This is a genomic window from Pseudomonas extremaustralis, from assembly GCF_900102035.1.
Classification (GTDB): Bacteria; Pseudomonadota; Gammaproteobacteria; order Pseudomonadales; family Pseudomonadaceae; genus Aquipseudomonas; species Aquipseudomonas extremaustralis.
This window is the reverse complement of sequence record NZ_LT629689.1, coordinates 4,496,942-4,513,050: the sequence shown is the minus strand read 5'-3', so window position 1 is coordinate 4,513,050 and position 16,109 is coordinate 4,496,942. Positions and strand designations below refer to the sequence as shown.

11 protein-coding genes and 1 pseudogene are annotated in these 16,109 nt (G+C 62.8%); all 12 read left to right on the top strand.

Going from position 1 to position 16,109, the window contains the following annotated elements:
• Window positions 1-205: 205 nt before the first annotated feature.
• The 12 genes and pseudogenes from hutU to BLR63_RS20710 all read left to right on the top strand — a co-directional run bounded on the left by hutU (window position 206) and on the right by BLR63_RS20710 (window position 16,101).
• Window positions 206-1,891: a urocanate hydratase gene (hutU, locus tag BLR63_RS20765; protein WP_010563159.1), complete on the top strand. Its 1,686-nt coding sequence runs from the start codon at window positions 206-208 to the stop codon at window positions 1,889-1,891.
• Between the two features lie 70 nt (window positions 1,892-1,961).
• A complete protein-coding gene (locus tag BLR63_RS20760) occupies window positions 1,962-3,431 on the top strand; it encodes a purine-cytosine permease family protein (protein ID WP_010563160.1) in 1,470 nt (489 codons plus the stop codon).
• Between the two features lie 117 nt (window positions 3,432-3,548).
• A complete protein-coding gene (locus BLR63_RS20755) occupies window positions 3,549-4,400 on the top strand; it encodes an ABC transporter permease (protein WP_010563161.1) in 852 nt (283 codons plus the stop codon).
• Window positions 4,397-5,221: a quaternary amine ABC transporter ATP-binding protein gene (locus BLR63_RS20750; RefSeq protein ID WP_010563162.1), complete on the top strand. Its 825-nt coding sequence runs from the start codon at window positions 4,397-4,399 to the stop codon at window positions 5,219-5,221. Before BLR63_RS20755 ends, BLR63_RS20750 begins: the two co-directional genes overlap by 4 nt.
• A 76-nt stretch (window positions 5,222-5,297) precedes the next feature.
• A complete protein-coding gene (hutH, locus tag BLR63_RS20745; protein ID WP_010563163.1) occupies window positions 5,298-6,830 on the top strand; it encodes a histidine ammonia-lyase in 1,533 nt (510 codons plus the stop codon).
• Between the two features lie 135 nt (window positions 6,831-6,965).
• On the top strand, window positions 6,966-8,171 hold the full coding sequence (gene hutI, locus BLR63_RS20740) for an imidazolonepropionase (RefSeq protein ID WP_010563164.1): 1,206 nt from the start codon (window positions 6,966-6,968) through the stop codon (window positions 8,169-8,171).
• Between the two features lie 11 nt (window positions 8,172-8,182).
• A complete protein-coding gene (gene hutG / locus BLR63_RS20735) occupies window positions 8,183-8,983 on the top strand; it encodes an N-formylglutamate deformylase (protein ID WP_010563165.1) in 801 nt (266 codons plus the stop codon).
• 166 nt (window positions 8,984-9,149) lie between these two features.
• Complete coding sequence (gene pip / locus BLR63_RS20730; protein ID WP_010563166.1) at window positions 9,150-10,121, top strand: prolyl aminopeptidase; 972 nt, start codon at window positions 9,150-9,152, stop codon at window positions 10,119-10,121.
• A complete protein-coding gene (gene dtd / locus BLR63_RS20725) occupies window positions 10,118-10,555 on the top strand; it encodes a D-aminoacyl-tRNA deacylase (RefSeq protein ID WP_010563167.1) in 438 nt (145 codons plus the stop codon). Before pip ends, dtd begins: the two co-directional genes overlap by 4 nt.
• Window positions 10,556-10,822: 267 nt before the next feature.
• On the top strand, window positions 10,823-12,550 hold the full coding sequence (locus BLR63_RS20720; protein WP_010563168.1) for a glucan biosynthesis protein G: 1,728 nt from the start codon (window positions 10,823-10,825) through the stop codon (window positions 12,548-12,550).
• Window positions 12,543-15,115: pseudogene (gene mdoH, locus BLR63_RS20715) on the top strand (glucans biosynthesis glucosyltransferase MdoH); the annotation flags it as partial. The gene BLR63_RS20720 and the pseudogene mdoH, both read left to right, overlap by 8 nt.
• A gap of 185 nt (window positions 15,116-15,300) precedes the next feature.
• Entirely contained in the window at window positions 15,301-16,101 is an 801-nt protein-coding gene (locus BLR63_RS20710) for a transporter substrate-binding domain-containing protein (protein WP_010563170.1), read from the top strand.
• Window positions 16,102-16,109: the final 8 nt, after the last annotated feature.

Here is a 16,109-nt window from a genome sequence, read left to right as displayed (position 1 = left end):
CGCTCTAAACCTTCCCCGTAAGAAATTTCATCAAGCCTCGAAGCCTTAATTTCCAAGGCTTACCCGCGCCTGCGCAAACAATTGCTCCGGCTCTCCAGAAAAGTTGGCCGCTCGATTGCATATGCTTGTATGTACAAGTAAAGATGTGTGCGTAAGAGTCTCCTTCGCGCCCATCACGTTCGCGCATCATGCCGAGGAGTCTGCCGTGACCGATTTTTCTAAAGCCAGGCCTACCAAATACCGTGACGTCGAAATCCGCGCCGCCCGCGGTAACACGCTCACCGCCAAAAGCTGGCTGACCGAAGCGCCGCTGCGCATGTTGATGAACAACCTCGACCCGCAAGTGGCCGAAAACCCCAAGGAACTGGTGGTGTACGGCGGTATCGGGCGCGCGGCGCGCAACTGGGAGTGCTACGACCAAATCGTCGAGAGCCTCACGCAACTGAACGACGACGAAACCCTGCTGGTGCAATCGGGTAAACCGGTCGGCGTGTTCAAGACCCACCGCAATGCCCCGCGCGTACTGATCGCCAACTCCAACCTGGTGCCGCACTGGGCCAGTTGGGAACACTTCAACGAACTGGATGCCAAGGGCCTGGCCATGTACGGCCAGATGACCGCCGGCAGCTGGATCTACATCGGCAGCCAGGGCATCGTCCAGGGCACTTACGAAACCTTCGTCGAAGCCGGTCGCCAGCATTACGACAGCAACCTCAAAGGCCGTTGGGTACTGACCGCCGGCCTCGGTGGCATGGGCGGCGCGCAACCGCTGGCCGCGACCCTGGCCGGTGCGTGCTCGCTGAACATCGAGTGCCAACAGGTCAGCATCGATTTCCGCCTGAACAGCCGCTATGTCGACGAGCAGGCCAGCGACCTCGACGACGCCTTGGCGCGCATCGCCAAGTACACCCAGGAGGGCAAAGCCATCTCCATCGCCCTGCTGGGCAACGCCGCCGAAATCCTGCCGGAACTGGTCAAGCGCGGTGTGCGCCCGGACATGGTCACCGACCAGACCAGCGCCCACGATCCGCTCAACGGCTACCTGCCAGCCGGCTGGACCTGGGACGAATACCGCGCCCGCGCCAAGACCGAACCGGCGGTGGTGATCAAGGCCGCCAAGCAGTCGATGGCCGTGCACGTCAAAGCGATGCTGGACTTCCAGAAGCAAGGCATCCCGACCTTCGACTACGGCAACAACATTCGTCAGATGGCGCAGGAAGAAGGCGTGGAAAACGCCTTCGATTTCCCCGGCTTCGTACCGGCGTACATCCGCCCATTGTTCTGCCGCGGTATCGGCCCGTTCCGCTGGGCGGCCCTCTCCGGCGACCCGCAGGACATCTACAAGACCGACGCCAAAGTCAAAGAGCTGATCCCCGACGACGCGCACCTGCACAACTGGCTGGACATGGCCCGCGAACGCATCAGCTTCCAGGGCCTGCCGGCGCGTATCTGCTGGGTCGGCCTGGGCCAACGCGCCAAGCTCGGCCTGGCGTTCAACGAAATGGTGCGCAGCGGCGAGCTGTCCGCGCCGGTAGTGATCGGCCGCGACCACCTCGATTCCGGCTCGGTGGCCAGTCCCAACCGCGAAACCGAATCCATGCAGGACGGCTCCGACGCCGTGTCCGATTGGCCGCTGCTCAACGCATTGCTCAACACCGCCAGCGGTGCGACCTGGGTTTCGCTGCACCACGGCGGCGGCGTGGGCATGGGCTTCTCCCAACACTCGGGGATGGTGATCGTCTGCGACGGTACCGACGAAGCGGCCGAGCGGATCGCCCGCGTGCTGCACAACGACCCGGCCACCGGGGTGATGCGTCATGCCGATGCGGGTTACCAGATCGCGATCGACTGCGCCAAAGAGCAGGGCCTCAATCTTCCAATGATCAAGTGACACATAGGGGGAGTGGGCAAGCCCCCTCCCACACAGGATCTGTAAGCAATCCATCAGAGGTTGAACATAAATGGCTGGGAATGACGCGCGTGCAAGCACCACCCCGTTGATCGAAAGGCGTTCGATCGACTACATCCCGGAAGCGGAAAGACACGGTCGTCTATTGAGTCAGTTCACCCTGTGGATGGGTGCCAACCTGCAAATCACCGCGATTGTCACCGGGGCCCTGGCCGTGGTGCTGGGCGGTGATGTGTTCTGGTCGTTGATCGGTCTGTTGATCGGCCAACTGCTCGGCGGCGGGGTCATGGCGTTGCATGCGGCGCAAGGGCCCAGGCTTGGTTTGCCGCAGATGATTTCCAGCCGGGTCCAGTTCGGGGTGTATGGCGCCGCCATTCCGATCGTGCTGGTGTGTTTGATGTACCTGGGCTTCACCGCCACGGGGACCGTGCTGTCCGGTCAGGCGCTGGGCCAGCTGTTTGGCGTCAGCGACAGTGTCGGGATCCTGCTGTTCGCCAGTGTCATCGTGCTGGTCACGGTGCTGGGTTACCGGGTGATCCATTTCATCGGCCGTGTCGCCAGCGTCATTGGCGTGATTGCCTTTGTTTACCTGTTCAGCCGCCTGATGAGCCAGACCGACATTGGCGCGCTCCTGCAAATCCGCCACTTCAGTTGGAGCAGCTTCCTGCTCGCGGTGTCGCTGGCGGCTTCCTGGCAAATCGCCTTTGGCCCTTACGTGGCGGACTATTCGCGCTACCTGCCGAGCCGGACGTCCTCGCTGAAAACCTTTCTGGCCGCCGGCGCGGGTTCGGTGATTGGCGCACAGGTGGCGATGGTGCTCGGTGTGTTTGCCGCCGCGCTGTCCAACGGCCAATTCGCCGGTCACGAAGTGGCCTACATCGTCGGCTTGGGCGGTACGGGGGCCACTGCGGCGCTGCTGTATTTCAGCATCGCGTTCGGCAAGGTGACCATTTCCACGCTGAACTCCTACGGCAGCTTCATGTGCATCGCCACCATCATCAGCGGCTTTCGCGGACGCCTGGAGGTCACGCGTTTGCAGCGCCTGGTGTTCGTACTGGTCATCGTCGGTACGGCGACCCTGATCGCGTTGCTCGGTCAGCACTCGTTCCTCGGGGCGTTCAAGTCTTTCATCCTGTTCCTGCTGGCGTTCTTCACGCCCTGGAGCGCGATCAACCTGGTGGACTACTACTGCATCACCCGCGATCGCTATGACGTGCCGGCGCTGGCCGACCCGAACGGGCGCTACGGCCGTTGGAACCTGCTCGGTATCGGCGTCTACGTGTTCGGCGTGCTGGTGCAATTGCCGTTCATCTCCACCAAGTTCTACACCGGTCCGCTGGTGGCCGCCCTGGGTGATGTGGATATCTCCTGGATCATCGGCCTGGTACTGCCCGCCGCCGTGTATTACGTGTGTGCGAAAAAATGGCACGGCGCAATTCCCGAACGGCTGATCCTGCCGGCACAGCAGGGTGCCGCCCCCATGGCGACGCCTATAAAAAGTGGGTTGACTGCGCAGGCATGACAGGAATGAGCGACGACGCGCCAAGAAAATCGACGCGGCCTTGTGGGTCAAGCGTGCACGGCTACCCTGAAGGGTGGCCGGGCGCCTGGCCACAACCCACTGGATCGAGAGCACGTTATGTTTCCTGAGCGTTTTACGTTTTCCATCGCCGACTGGGTCAACGGTTGGGTGGATTCACTGGTCACCCAGTATGGCGATGTGTTCCGGCATATCTCCGACACGCTGCTGTGGGCCATCGTCAACCTCGAGGGCCTGCTGCGCGCAACGCCCTGGTGGCTGATGCTGGCCATCGTCGGCGCGGTGGCCTGGCACGCCACGCGCAAATGGGTGACTACGGCGGTGATCGTCGGTTTGCTGTTCCTGGTGGGCGCGGTCGGCCTGTGGGACAAACTGATGCAGACCCTGGCGCTGATGCTGGTCGCCACACTGATCTCGGTGCTGATCGGCATTCCCCTGGGCATCCTTTCGGCGCGCAGCAATCGCCTGCGTTCGGTGCTGATGCCGTTGCTCGACATCATGCAAACCATGCCCAGCTTCGTGTACCTGATCCCGGTGTTGATGCTGTTTGGCCTGGGCAAGGTTCCGGCGATTTTCGCCACGGTGATCTACGCCGCGCCGCCGTTGATCCGCCTCACCGACCTGGGCATTCGCCAGGTCGACGGCGAAGTCATGGAGGCCATCAACGCCTTTGGCGCCAACCGCTGGCAGCAACTGTTCGGCGTGCAACTGCCGCTGGCGTTGCCGAGCATCATGGCCGGCATCAACCAGACCACCATGATGGCCCTGTCGATGGTGGTCATCGCCTCGATGATCGGCGCCCGTGGCCTGGGCGAAGACGTGCTCGTCGGGATCCAGACCCTCAACGTCGGTCGCGGCCTTGAAGCCGGGTTGGCCATCGTGATTCTCGCCGTGGTCATCGACCGCATCACCCAGGCCTACGGTCGTCCACGGCATGAGGCGAGCCAATGATGACGGTGAGCAAAATCGAAGTGAAAAACGTCTACAAGATTTTCGGCAACCGCTCCAAGGACGCGCTGGCGCTGATCGGCCAGGGCAAGACCAAGGACCAGGTGCTGGCCGAGACCGGTTGCGTGATCGGCGTGAACGATTTGTCCCTGAGCATCGCCACCGGTGAGATCTTCGTGATCATGGGCCTGTCCGGCTCCGGCAAATCCACCCTGGTACGCCACTTCAACCGCTTGATCGACCCCACCAGCGGCGCGATCCTGGTGGACGGCGAAGACATCCTGCAACTGGACATGAACGCCCTGCGCGAATTCCGTCGGCACAAGATCAGCATGGTGTTCCAGAGCTTCGGCCTGCTGCCCCACAAGAACGTGCTCGACAACGTCGCCTACGGCCTCAAAGTGCGCGGCGAAACCCCGCAGGTATGCAGCGAACGTGCGCTGCACTGGATCGAAACCGTGGGCCTGAAGGGCTACGAAAACAAATACCCGCACCAGCTTTCCGGCGGCATGCGCCAACGGGTCGGCCTGGCACGCGCCCTCGCGGCGGACACCGACATCATCCTGATGGACGAAGCCTTCAGCGCCCTCGACCCGCTGATCCGCGCCGAGATGCAGGACCAGTTGCTCGACCTGCAAAAGACCCTGCACAAGACCATCGTGTTCATCACCCACGACCTCGACGAAGCCGTGCGTATCGGCAACCGCATCGCGATCCTCAAGGATGGCAAGCTGATCCAGGTCGGCACACCGCGGGAGATCCTGGATTCGCCGGCGGACGAGTATGTGGACCGGTTCGTCCAGCGGCGGGCGGCGGTGGTCTGAGCCGGATTATGTGGGGAGGGGGCTGCCCCGATTTTTCCCGAATTGCACTGAACAATAATTCATAAGGAGCACGAATGTGACTGCGCTAAACCTGATTCCCGGCCAACTGAGCCTTGCCCAACTGCGGGCTATCTACCAGCAGCCGGTGACCCTCAGCCTGGATGCCAGCGCATCGAGCCAGATCGAAGCCAGTGTGGCCTGCGTGGAGCAGATTCTCGCCGAGAACCGCACCGCTTACGGCATCAACACTGGTTTCGGCCTGCTGGCCTCGACCCGCATCGCCAGCGCTGACCTGGAAAACCTCCAGCGCTCCCTGGTGCTGTCCCATGCCGCCGGCGTCGGCGAGCCGATCAGCGATGCGCTGGTGCGGCTGGTCATGGTGCTCAAGGTCAACAGCCTCAGCCGAGGTTTCTCGGGGATTCGTCGGCAGGTGATCGACGCGTTGATCGCGCTGATCAACGCCGAGGTCTACCCGCATATTCCGCTCAAGGGCTCGGTCGGTGCCTCCGGCGACCTGGCGCCGCTGGCCCACATGTCCCTGGTGCTGCTCGGCGAAGGCAAGGCACGCTACAAGGGCCAATGGCTGGACGCGACCGACGCGCTGAAAGTCGCCGGCCTCACGCCGCTGACCCTCGCCGCCAAGGAGGGCCTGGCGCTGCTCAACGGCACCCAGGTGTCCACCGCCTATGCCTTGCGCGGGTTGTTCGAGGGCGAAGACCTGTTCGCCGGCGCGCTGGCGTGCGGTGCGCTCACCGTCGAAGCGGTGCTGGGGTCGCGCTCGCCGTTCGATGCGCGGATTCATGCGGCGCGCGGCCAGCGTGGGCAGATCGACTCGGCGGCGGCCTATCGTGACCTGCTCGGCGACAGCAGCCAGGTGTCCCAGTCCCACGAAAACTGCGACAAGGTCCAGGACCCCTATTCCCTGCGCTGCCAGCCGCAAGTCATGGGCGCCTGCCTGACCCAGTTGCGCCAGGCCGCCGAGGTGCTGGTGATCGAAGCCAATGCCGTGTCGGACAACCCGCTGGTGTTTGCCGCCGAGGGCGACGTGATTTCCGGCGGTAACTTCCACGCCGAACCGGTGGCCATGGCCGCCGACAACATGGCGCTGGCCATCGCCGAAATCGGCGCCCTGAGCGAGCGGCGTATCTCGTTGATGATGGACAAGCACATGTCGCAACTGCCGCCGTTCCTGGTGGGCAATGGCGGGGTCAACTCCGGGTTCATGATCGCCCAGGTCACCGCCGCTGCGCTCGCCAGCGAAAACAAGGCGCTGGCCCATCCCCACAGCGTCGACAGCCTGCCGACTTCGGCGAACCAGGAAGATCACGTGTCCATGGCCCCGGCTGCGGGCAAGCGCCTGTGGGAAATGGCCGAGAACACCCGTGGCGTGCTGGCGGTGGAATGGCTGGCCGCGTGCCAGGGCCTGGACCTGCGCGAAGGCCTGAAGACCTCGTCGAAACTGGAAAAAGCCCGCAGCCTCCTGCGCAGCAAAGTGGCGTTCTACGACAAGGACCGCTTCTTCGCCCCGGACATCACGGCCGCGACCGAACTGCTCGCCAGCCGCTGCCTGAACGAACTGGCACCGGCCAAGCTCCTGCCGAGCCTCTAAAAAACACCACCCCTGTAGGAGCGAGCTTGCTCGCGAAAAACGTCAACGATAACGCGGGCGTCCTGGATGAACGCGGTGTTCTTGAGTTCTTCGCGGGCAAGCTCGCTCCTACAGGGAGTAAGGATCAGGGATTACATGAAAACCCTTTGGCAGCATTGCCACATCGCAACCATGGCCCACGGCAAGTATTCGATCATCGAGGATGCCGCCCTGGTGACCGCCGGCCACTTGATCGAGTGGATCGGCCCGCGCAGCCAGGTGCACAGCGCGGATTACGCCCAGGTCCACGACCTGCAAGGCGCGTGGGTCACCCCCGGACTGATCGACTGCCACACCCACACGGTGTTCGGTGGCAATCGCAGCGGCGAATTCGAGCAGCGCCTCGAAGGCGTGAGCTACGCCGAGATCGCGGCCCAGGGCGGCGGCATTGCCAGCACCGTGCGTGCCACCCGCGCCGCCAGCGAAGATGAACTGTTCGCCAGCGCCCACAAGCGCCTGCGCAGTCTGCTGCGGGACGGCGTGACCACGGTGGAGATCAAGTCCGGCTACGGCCTGGACCTGGCCAGTGAGCGCAAGCTGCTGCGGGTGATTCGGCGCCTCGGCGATGCGCTGCCGGTCAGCGTGCGTGCCACCTGCCTGGCGGCCCACGCCTTGCCGCCGGAGTACAAGGACCGCGCCGACGATTACATCGAGCACATCTGCACCGACATGCTGCCGGCCCTGGCGACGGAGGGGCTGGTGGATGCAGTGGATGCATTCTGCGAATACCTGGCGTTCTCGCCCGCACAGGTCGAGCGCGTGTTCAAGGTTGCCCGGCAACTCGGCCTGCCGGTGAAGCTGCACGCCGAACAACTGTCGTCGCTGCACGGCTCCAGCCTGGCGGCGCGTTACCAGGCATTGTCGGCGGATCACCTAGAGTTCATGACCGAAGACGACGCCATCGCCATGGCCGCCGCCGGCACCGTCGCGGTACTGCTGCCGGGGGCGTTCTACTTCCTGCGCGAAACCCAGTTGCCGCCGATGGACGCCCTGCGCAAGCACGGCGTGAAGATCGCCATCGCCAGCGATCTCAACCCCGGCACTTCGCCGGTGTTGTCATTGCGCCTGATGCTGAACATGGCCTGCACCCTGTTGCGCATGACCCCGGAAGAAGCCCTGGCCGGCGCCACGCAACACGCGGCCACGGCCTTGGGCATGGGCGACACCCATGGTTCGCTGGAAGTGGGCAAGGTCGCGGATTTCGTCGCCTGGCAGATCGATCGTCCCGCCGACCTGGCCTACTGGCTCGGCGGCGAATTGGATAAACGCGTCGTGCGCCATGGTGTCGACGTCACCCTTTAAGGAGCATTGCTGTGGAAAAGGTCCTGAACTTCAAAAAAGGCCGCGTGCCGCTGCTGATCAGCATGCCCCACGCCGGCCTGCGCCTGACGCCGGCAGTGGAGGCCGGCTTGATCCCCCAGGCGCAAAGCCTGCCGGACACCGACTGGCACATCCCCACCCTGTATGACTTCGCCGACGAGCTGGGCGCCAGCACCCTGGCGGCGGAGTATTCGCGGTTCGTCATCGACCTGAACCGGCCAGCCGACGATAAACCCTTGTACGCCGGCGCCACCACCGGCCTGTACCCGGCGACGCTGTTCGATGGCGTGCCGTTGTTCCGCGCGGGGCTGGAACCGAGCGAAGCCGAACGCGCCGGCTATCTGCAAAAAATCTGGGGCCCGTATCACCGCACGCTGCAAGAGGAACTGGCGCGACTCAAAGCCGAGTTCGGCTATGCGCTGCTGTTCGATGCGCACTCGATCCGCTCGGTGATCCCGCACCTGTTCGACGGCAAGCTGCCGGACTTCAACCTGGGCACCTTCAACGGCGCCGCCTGCGATCCGGAATTGGCCCGCCGGCTGCAAGCCCTCTGCGCGACTCATCCGCAGTACACCCATGTGCTGAACGGGCGCTTCAAGGGCGGCCATATCACCCGCCATTACGGCAACCCGGCGCAGGATATTCACGCGGTGCAGTTGGAGCTGTGCCAGAGCACTTATATGGAAGAAGTTGAACCGTTCCGCTACCGCGCCGATCTGGCCGCACCGACGCGGGTGGTGTTGAAGCAGTTGCTGGAAGCGTTCCTGGCCTGGGGACAGCAGCGCTACGGGTGACGAACGGTATCGACGGCGGTCTCGCGGGTTGGCCTGCATGGCGAACTGCTGACACGGGTCTAAGCGCTCAAGGACATGCTCATTGCACAATTCGGGTTTATAGTGCCAGACGGCAGAAGAATAGACGTCCCCCCAGGGATGGACCCGACACCCCACGGAGCGCGCAATGCAGACTTGGTACCCGCAGATCAAACCCTACGCCCGGCACGATCTGGCCGTCGATGACATCCACACGCTGTACGTCGATGAAAGTGGCTCCCCCGAAGGCTTGCCCGTTGTTTTCATCCATGGTGGCCCTGGCTCCGGTTGCGACGCCCAGAGCCGCTGCTATTTCGACCCGAACCTCTACCGTATCGTCACCTTCGACCAGCGTGGCTGCGGCCGTTCGACGCCCCGCGCCAGCCTGGAAAACAACACCACCTGGGACCTGGTCGCCGACCTCGAACGCATCCGCGAACACCTGGGCATCGACAAATGGGTGCTGTTCGGCGGTTCCTGGGGCTCGACCCTGGCCCTGGCCTACGCCCAAACCCATCCCGAGCGCGTGCATGGCTTGATCGTGCGCGGGATCTTCCTGGCCCGCCCGCAAGACATCCACTGGTTCTACCAGGAAGGCGCGAGCCGCCTGTTCCCGGATTATTGGCAGGACTACATCGCACCGATTCCCGTCGATGAGCGCCACGACATGATCGCGGCCTACCACAAGCGCCTGACCGGCAACGACCAGATCGCCCAGATGCACGCGGCCAAGGCCTGGTCCGGCTGGGAAGGGCGCATGCTCGGCCTGTGCCCGAGCCCTCAGCATGTGGAGCGTTTTGCCGAACCGCAACGGGCGCTGTCGATTGCGCGCATCGAGTGCCACTACTTCACCAATAACTCCTTCCTGGAGCCTGACCAACTGATCCGCGACATGCACAAGATCGCCCATCTGCCGGGCGTCATCATCCATGGGCGCTACGACATGATCTGCCCGCTGGATAACGCCTGGGCGCTGCACCAAGCCTGGCCCAACAGCGAACTGCAAGTGATCCGCGAAGCGGGCCATGCGGCGTCCGAACCCGGTATTACCGATGCGCTGGTTCGCGCGACCGGCGAAATGGCCCGGCGCCTGCTCGACCTGCCACCAGAAGAAGCATGAAGGGCCTGTTGCAACGGGTGCGCGGCGCCCGTGTCGAAGTCGCGGGTGAAATAGTAGGGGCGATCGACCAGGGTTTGCTGGTGCTGGTGGCTGTCGAACCGTCGGATACTGTCGAGAGCGCCGACAAATTGCTGCACAAGCTGCTTAACTACCGGGTGTTCAGTGACGACGAGGGCAAGATGAACTTGTCATTGAAGGATATCGACGGGGGTTTGTTGCTGGTGTCTCAGTTCACTCTGGCGGCGGATACCAAGAGCGGACTGCGGCCAAGCTTCTCCACGGCGGCCCCACCTGCCTTGGGAGCGGCGCTTTTCGACCACTTGCTGTTACAAGCGCAACAATTGCATGGCAAAGTGGCATCAGGCCGTTTTGGTGCCGATATGCAGGTGCATTTGGTCAATGATGGCCCTGTGACCTTCCTCTTACAGACATGAATGTATTAAAAACGACTTTGAATGCCTAAAAACGCAGGGTTTCGCTACAAATACTTCGTTGTCCCTGATGCGTTGTCTCGCGGGCTACTAGATAATCGCGCGCTACGGGGATCAGCGTTGATTGGTCCATTTTTGACTTAGGTAGAGACTTGTCCGATGGCCTCAGGGGAATCATTTTGCCCCAGGGGAGTCGGAACAATGCTCGCCAACCTGGCATATAGATAGCTGGCCGTTGGTTTTTTGATCTGTTTTCGGCGAGGGTTGCTCGTGATTGTTAGTCCCTGTAATGCACCAAAATTGTCTGCCAAACGGTTACGAAACGTACTGGTAACGGGCTCTGCCCTGTTTTGCCTGTTCGGCGCGGGTCAACTGTGGGCATTCAGTCTGGATGATGTGTCGGCCAAGGCAAAAGAGCTGGCCGGGCAGAAATACGAAGCTCCGCGCAGCAATCTGCCGAACGAATTCCGCGAAATGAAATTCGCTGACTACCAGAAGATTCGTTTCCGCAACGAAAAAGCCGAGTGGGCCGATCAGAACACGCCGTTCAAGCTGTCCTTCTATCACCAGGGTATGCATTTCGATACACCGGTGAAAATCAACGAAGTCACCGCCGACAACGTCCAGGAAATCAAATACGACCCTTCGCGCTTCGATTTCGGCGACGTCAAGTTCGATCCCAAGGCCACCGAGCAACTGGGTTATGCCGGTTTCCGCGTGCTGTTCCCGATCAACAAGGGCGACAAGCAAGACGAAATCCTGACCATGCTCGGCGCCAGCTATTTCCGCGTCGTGGGCAAGGACCAGGTGTACGGCCTGTCCGCCCGTGGCCTGGCGATCGACACCGCGCTGCCGTCCGGCGAAGAGTTCCCGCGTTTCACCGAGTTCTGGATCGAGCGTCCGAAACCGGGTGACAAGCACCTGGTGATCTTCGCCCTGCTGGATTCGCCGCGCGCCACCGGTGCCTATCGCCTGATCCTGCGTCCGGGCACCGACACCGTGGTCGACGTCAAATCCCAGATGTTCCTGCGCGACAAGGTCAGCAAGCTGGGCGTTGCCCCGCTGACCTCGATGTTCCTGTTCGGCGCGAACCAGCCGTCCAAGGTCCTCAACTACCGTCGCGAGCTGCATGATTCCAGCGGCCTGTCGATCCATGCCGGCAACGGCGAGTGGATCTGGCGCCCGCTGAACAACCCTAAACACCTGTCGGTCAGCAACTTCTTCGTCGAGAACCCGCGCGGGTTCGGCCTGCTGCAACGCGGTCGCAACTTCAGCCACTACGAAGACCTGGACGACAACTACGACAAGCGCCCAAGCGCCTGGATCGAGCCTGAAGGCGACTGGGGCAAGGGTTCCGTCGACCTGGTCGAGATCCCGACCGCCGACGAAACCAACGACAACATCGTGGCCTTCTGGAGCCCGGAAAAACTGCCGGAAGTCGGCCAGCCGCTGGACGTGTCCTACCGCTTGCACTGGACCCTGGACGACGCCGCGTTCCATTCGCCGGACAGCGCCTGGGTCAAGCAGACCCTGCGTTCGACCGGCGATGTGAAGCAATCCAACCTGATCCGTCAGCCGGACGGCAGCGTGGCCTACCTGGTGGACTTCGAGGGCCCGTCCCTGAAGAAACTGCCGCCGGACGCCCCGGTTCGCAGCCAGGTGAGCGTGGGAGATAACGCCGAGCTGGTGGAAAACAGCGTGCGTTACAACGAGCACACCAAAGGCTGGCGCCTGACCCTGCGCATGAAGATCAAGGACGCGGGCAAGCCGACCGAGATGCGTGCGGCCCTGGTCCAGGACATCGCGCAGCCTGCGCCTGAGAAGGTGTCGACCCAAGTGCTCAAGGCTGACAAGGTTTTGGCCAAGCAGCACGAGAAACAGGCCAAGAAAGACAAGGAAGCCAAGCAGCCAGACGCTGCCCCAGCCACGCCGGAGCCGATCAAGACAGAGCAAGTCCTGACCGAAACCTGGAGCTATCAGTTGCCTGCCGATGAGTAATTCTCAAGTCCAGCCAGAGACTCTGTCCGAGTACCTGGCGCATCTTCCGATGACCGCTGAGCAGCGCGCCGAACTGGCGGGCTGCACCTCTTTCAGTGAGTTGCACGAACGTTTGTCGTCCAAGTCTTTCGACGCGCCGGTCGACGCCGCCCAGGCATCGGTCGCCCGTCGGTTGACCCTCAGCACCGCCGAGGAGCTGCAGGACGCCGAAATGCTCGGGCTCGACGCCAGCGGTCGCGTGTGCCTCAAGGCCACGCCGCCGATTCGTCGTACCAAGGTCGTGCCGGAGCCGTGGCGCACCAACATACTGGTGCGTGGCTGGCGCCGGTTGACCGGTCGCAGCAACCCGCCGACGCCGCCGAAAGACGAGCGCGTGCTGCCGGCGGCGCGCTGGCGCACGGTAGGTTCGATCCGCCGTTATATCCTGCTGGTGCTGATGCTCGGCCAGACCATCATTGCCGGCTGGTACATGAAAGGCATCATGCCGTACCAGGGCTGGTCGCTGGTGGACTTCGACGAAATCCGCAACCAGACCCTGCTGCAAACCGCGACCCAGGTCCTGCCCTACGCTTTGCAAACCAGCATCCTGATCATGTTCGGGATCTTGTTCTGCTGGGTCTCGGCGGGTTTCTGGACTGCGTTGATGGGCTTCCTGGAGCTGCTGACCGGCCACGATAAGTACCGGATCTCCGGTAAAAGCGCCGGCCACGAGCCGATTCCGAAGAATGCGCGCACCGCGCTGGTGATGCCGATCTGCAACGAAGACGTGCCCCGGGTATTCGCCGGCCTGCGCGCGACGTTCGAGTCGGTGGCGGCTACCGGTGACCTGGATCGCTTCGATTTCTTCGTGCTCAGCGACAGTAACGACGCCGACATCTGCATCGCCGAGCAGCAAGCCTGGCTCGACGTGTGCCGCGAAGCCGGTGGCTTCGGCAAGATCTTCTATCGCCGCCGTCGCCGTCGCGTCAAACGCAAGAGCGGCAACCTCGACGACTTCTGCCGTCGCTGGGGCGGTGAATACAAATACATGGTGGTCCTCGACGCCGACAGCGTCATGAGCGGCGAATGCCTGACCAGCCTGGTGCGCCTGATGGAAGCCACGCCGGATGCCGGGATTATCCAGACCGCGCCACGGGCGTCGGGCATGGATACCTTGTATGCGCGCATGCAGCAGTTCGCCACCCGCGTGTACGGCCCGCTGTTCACCGCCGGCCTGCACTTCTGGCAGTTGGGTGAATCCCACTACTGGGGTCACAACGCAATCATCCGCATGAAGCCGTTCATCGAGCACTGCGCCCTGGCGCCGTTGCCGGGTAAAGGCGCGTTCGCCGGTGCGATCCTGTCCCACGACTTCGTTGAAGCGGCGCTGATGCGCCGTGCCGGCTGGGGCGTGTGGATTGCCTACGACCTGCCGGGCAGCTACGAAGAACTGCCGCCGAACCTGCTCGACGAACTCAAGCGTGACCGTCGCTGGTGCCACGGCAACCTGATGAACTTCCGCCTGTTCCTAGTCAAAGGCATGCACCCGGTGCACCGCGCGGTGTTCCTGACCGGCGTGATGTCCTACCTGTCGGCGCCGTTGTGGTTCTTCTTCCTGGTGCTGTCCACCGCGTTGCTGGCGGTGAACACCTTGATGGAGCCGCAGTACTTCATGGCGCCGCGCCAGTTGTACCCGCTGTGGCCGCAATGGCATCCGGACAAGGCGGTGGCGCTGTTCTCCACCACCATCGTGCTGCTGTTCCTGCCCAAGTTGCTGAGCATCATCCTGATCTGGGCCAAGGGCGCGAAAGAGTTCGGCGGCAAGTTCAAGGTGACCCTGTCGATGCTGCTGGAGATGCTGTTCTCCATGCTGCTGGCGCCGGTGCGGATGATTTTCCACACCCGTTTCGTACTCGCCGCGTTCCTCGGCTGGGCCGCGACCTGGAATTCGCCGCAGCGTGACGACGACTCCACGCCATGGAGTGAAGCGATCAAGCGTCACGGCACCCAGACCTTGCTCGGCTTCCTGTGGGCACTGCTGGTGGTGTGGTTGAACCCCAGCTTCCTGTGGTGGCTGGTACCGATCGTCGGTTCGCTGATGCTGTCGATCCCGGTTTCGGTGATCTCCAGCCGCGTGAACCTGGGCCTCAAGTCCCGCGACGAGAGCCTGTTCCTGATTCCTGAGGAATACAATCCGCCGCAAGCGCTGCTGTCCACCGACAAGTACACCCACGAAAACCGCTGGCACGCGCTGAACGACGGCTTCGTGCGTTCGGTGGTCGACCCGCAGCAGAACGCCCTGGCCTGTGCCCTGGCGACCTCGCGTCACGGTCAGGCCGAGCCGATCGAGTACCTGCGTGGCGAACGTGTGCGCTATGCGTTGAAGGTCGGCCCTGCCGGCCTCAACAACAGCGAACGCCTGGCGTTGCTCAGCGACCCGGTGGCGCTCTCGCGCCTGCATGAGCAGGTCTGGAGCGAAGGCCATGCCGAGTGGCTCGCCGCCTGGCGTGCTTCGCTCAAGGCCGACCCGCACGCACCTTTGCTGCCGCTGCAACCGCAGGTGTCCCAGGCCCAACCGGCCTGATTCAGACGCCCCCGGGAACTCTTCCCGGGGGCGTTCGAAGCGCTGGTCCTACAGCGTTTCAACCCTCTTCTCAATCGCCGTAACTCCTTGTTATTTCGAAACAAAAGACCCTCGCCAGAGGCGTATTGGCGTGCCCGCGAGTGGGGTAGGATCGCCCCCCACATTTGACTCGGTCACAGGGGGATTCATGATCAAAAGGTATGGTTCGGCGGTGCTGATCGGCGTTGTCGCATTGATTCACAGTGCCCTGGCGCAGGCGGGCGCCATCGACGATGCCGTGCGGCGGGGGGTGCTGAAAGTCGGCACCACGCCCACCTATGTGCCATTCGAAATGACCGATAGACAGGGGCGCATCGTCGGCTTTGAAATCGACCTGCTCGGCGTGATGAGCCAGGCCCTGGGGGTTGAGCTTGAATTGGTCACGGTGCCCTATACCGAACTGTTGCCGGGGCTGCTGGCGAACAAGTTCGACCTGATCGGCAGCGGCATGACCGTCACCCAGGAGCGCAACCTGAAGCTGAATTTCAGCGACTCCTTCATCGTGGTCGGCCAGACCGTGCTGCTGCACCCCAGCCTGGCCGGCAAGGTCTCGAGCATTGAAGACCTGGACGATGCCAGCTATCGGATCGCCACCACCGAAGGCACCACGGGCGAGGCGGCGGCCCAGCGGTTTCTGGGCGCGGCCCGGCTGAGCCGTTTTGCCACGCCGGAGGAAGGGGTGCACCAAGTGGTGATCGGCGCGGCCGATGCCTTTATTCACGACGCGCCCTACAACCTGATCGCCAGCAGTCGCGCGGAAAACCGCGCGTTGCTGGTGCTGGAGCAGCCCTTCACCTTCGAGCCGTTGGCGTTCGGCGTGAAAAAAGGCGATTTCGACAGCCTCAACTGGATCAACCATTTCCTCAACCAGGTCGCCCAGGACGGAACCTACGATCGCCTCCACGACAAATGGTTTAAAGACACGGCCTGGTTGGAGGACATCGACTGAAAGTCATA